Origin of the sequence: Pseudoduganella sp. RAF53_2, assembly GCF_052113985.1 — a bacterium.
Taxonomy (GTDB): Bacteria; Pseudomonadota; Gammaproteobacteria; order Burkholderiales; family Burkholderiaceae_D; genus Rugamonas.
This window is the reverse complement of record NZ_JBFRDW010000683.1, coordinates 1-3,144: the sequence shown is the minus strand read 5'-3', so window position 1 is coordinate 3,144 and position 3,144 is coordinate 1. Positions and strand designations below refer to the sequence as shown.

3 protein-coding genes are annotated in these 3,144 nt (G+C 62.6%); 2 read left to right on the top strand and 1 reads right to left on the bottom strand.

Annotated elements, in window-relative coordinates; translation table 11 throughout:
- Positions 1-43 precede the first annotated feature (43 nt).
- Positions 44-871, top strand: coding sequence for a methylenetetrahydrofolate reductase [NAD(P)H] (gene metF / locus AB4Z11_RS27705; RefSeq protein ID WP_442029056.1), 828 nt, complete (start codon positions 44-46; stop codon positions 869-871).
- Here metF and AB4Z11_RS27700 read toward each other — a convergent pair.
- Positions 868-1,461 (bottom strand): 5-formyltetrahydrofolate cyclo-ligase, encoded by a 594-nt coding sequence (locus AB4Z11_RS27700; protein ID WP_442029055.1) that lies wholly within the window; start codon positions 1,459-1,461, stop codon positions 868-870. The genes metF and AB4Z11_RS27700 overlap by 4 nt on opposite strands.
- A 63-nt stretch (positions 1,462-1,524) precedes the next feature.
- On the opposite strand from AB4Z11_RS27700, the gene AB4Z11_RS27695 reads away from it, so the two are divergent.
- On the top strand, positions 1,525-3,144 hold a 1,620-nt coding region (locus AB4Z11_RS27695), incomplete at its 3' end, for a transglycosylase SLT domain-containing protein (protein ID WP_442029054.1).

The window sequence follows — 3,144 nt, the reverse complement described above, 5'->3', positions numbered from 1 at the left end:
GTGATCTCCTGGGCCTTGTCCACACTCCTGCTCAAAGACGACAATGGCTAACCATAATTTCAGTATCGAATTCTTCCCGCCCAAGACGGCGGAAGGGGCAGAAAAGCTGCGCGCCACGCGCGCCAAACTGTCCGAGCTGCATCCCAAATATTTTTCCGTGACCTTCGGCGCCGGCGGCTCGACCCAGCAAGGCACGCTGGACACCGTCCTCGAAATCATGGCCGCCGGTGAAGAAGCGGCGCCGCACCTGTCCTGCGTGGGCGGCTCGCGCGACTCGATCCGCGCCGTGCTGCAGCAGTACAAATCGCATGGCATCAAGCGCCTGGTGGCGCTGCGCGGCGACCTGCCGAGCGGCTACGGCGGCATGGGTGAATTCCGCTATGCGAACGAGCTGGTGGAATTCGTGCGCGCCGAAACGGGCGACTGGTTCCACATCGAAGTGGCGGCCTATCCCGAAGTGCACCCGCAAGCGCGCTCGCCGCAAGACGATATGCAAGCCTTCGTGCGCAAGGTGAAGGCCGGAGCCAACGCGGCCATCACGCAATACTTCTACAATGCCGACGCTTACTTCCATTTCGTGGAGCAGGCGCAGAAGCAGGGTGTGGACGTGCCGATCGTGGCGGGCATCATGCCGATCACGAATTACACCCAGCTGATGCGCTTCTCGGATATGTGCGGCGCGGAGATCCCGCGCTGGGTGCGTTTGAAGCTGGCGTCGTTTGGCGATGACAGCGCATCGATCAAGGCCTTCGGCCAGGACGTGGTCACGGAACTGTGCGAACGCCTGCTGGAAGGCGGCGCACCGGGCCTGCACTTCTACTCGATGAACCAGGCCGCGGCCACAACCGCGATCTGGCAGCAGCTGGTTTAAGCCTGTTCGGTGATCACGATATCCAGCGCGATATCGTGGTTATCGACGCCAAACTCCACCTCAAGGCAGCTGTACGCCAYGCCCACTGTTGCGGGGCGTGGTTCCTTTGCCAGCGTGCGGTCGTAGAAACCGCCGCCATATCCCAGCCTGAAACCACCCGCATTAAAGCCGAGGCAAGGCACCAGCAGGGCCGGCGGATAAGGCTCAATGCGCAGATGGGCCGGCACCGCCACGCCCATGCCATCCTTCACCATCGTCTCGCCGATTTCCCACGATGCGAATTCCAGCGGCGCGTCGCGCTGCACCACGACCGGCAGCAGCAGGCGCACGCCAAGCCGCGCCAGTTCAGCGTAAGCCGCATGCAGGTCGGGCTCATCGCGCAAAGGCCAGTAAACGCCGAGCGCATCGACACCGCTGCCTTGCCACCATGTCACGATGTTGGCACACAGCCCATGGTCCCACTGCTGCCGCGTTTCGGCCGGAATGGCGCGGCGTTCGGCCAATAAGGAACGCCTTAATTCCGTCTTAGTCTGTGCGCTGGAGGCTGGTAGCTCGGCGGGGTTGCGTGGTATTCTAGGTGCGCTGGTCATATCGTGAATTACATTGAGAGTCGTAGATTGATTTCCCTGTCGAAATGGATAGCCGGCGCACTGATGGTGACCGCAAGCGTCACCGTGAATCTGGCCTGCGCGCAGGATACCGCAAGCGATACACGCAAGGAAGACGACGCATTCCTTCTGCTGCGCGATTCCGTGCGCCGCGATGATGCAGCCAAGGCCGAATTCTATGGCGCCCAGCTGACCAATTACAGCATCCCTTCTTATGTCGACTATTATCGGCTGAAATCCCATTTCAAGGACGCCACGAACGCCGAGATACGCGACTTCCTGAAACGCTACGAAGGCAGCGCGATTGCCGACCGCCTGCGCAACGACTGGCTGCTGGACCTGGGCCGCAAGCGCGAGTGGGCCACCTTCGATGAGCAGTATCCGCAGTTCTTGCTGCAGGACGATACCCAGGTCAAGTGCTACAACCTGTTGTCGCGCCTGACCAAAGGGCAGAACGTGGCGGCCGATGCGCGCGCGCTGCTGGTCTATCCGCCTTTTTACGGCGAGGCCTGCGGTTCGCTGATCGCATCGCTCTACCAGACCGGCCAGTTCAAGGACGAAGATGTGTGGACGCAGGTGCGCCTGGCCGGCGAAACCAACGCCACCGGTCCGGCACGCCGCGCCATCATGCTGCTGAACGGCTCCGACAAGAAGATCGCGCAAGCCATCGACCTGCCCACTATCGCAATGGCGAAGGGCGCCGGCAGCAGCCGCGCCGATCACGAGACTTTCCTGGTCGCGGTAGGCCGCGGCGCCAAGACCAGCCTGAAACTGGCCGTGATGGCGCTGAACAAAAACGCGCCGAAACTGACGCCGCAGGAGCGCGCGATCGGCTGGGCCAACGTCGCGCTGCAGGCCTCGTATTCGCTGGCGCCGGAGACTGCGGAATACTGGCAGAAGTCGTCCGGCGCTCCGCTGTCGATTGACCAGGTTCAATGGAAGGCGCGCATCGCACTGCGCAGCCAGGACTGGAAGACGGTGCGCGCCACGATCGCCGCCATGCCGCAATCGCTGCGCAGCGACCCGACCTGGATTTACTGGAACGCTCGCGCCATCGCCGCGCAGGATGGCCGCACTGCGCCGGAAGCGCTGGCGCTGTACCGCAGCATCTCGACCGGGAACGACTATTACAGCCTGCTGTCCGCGGAAGAACTGGGCCAGCTGGTGACGATTCCGCCGCCGGGCGCGCCGCCGACGCCATTTGAATTGGCAGCCATTTCCACCAACCAGGGCCTGCAGCGCGCGCTCAAGTTCTTCAGCATGCGCCTGCGTTTCGAAGGAACGCGCGAGTGGAACTGGGAAACGCGCAAGTTGAGCGAGCGTGAGCTGATCGCTGCTGCCGAATTCGCGCGCCAGAATCACATCCTCGACCGCATGGTGTACACGTCCGAAAAGACGCGCGTGCAGGCCGACTACACGCACCGCTATCCCGTGCCGCATGACGACATCATGCAGCCCACCACCAGCACACTGGGACTGGATCGCGCCTGGGTGTATGGCCTGATCCGCCAGGAATCGCGCTTCATCATGGATGCGCAATCGGGCGTGGGTGCCTCGGGCCTGATGCAGGTGATGCCATCCACCGGCCGCTGGGTCGCCAAGAAGATCGGCCTGACGGACTTCGTGCAGGACATGCTGCATGACGTGAAGACCAATATCCTGCTC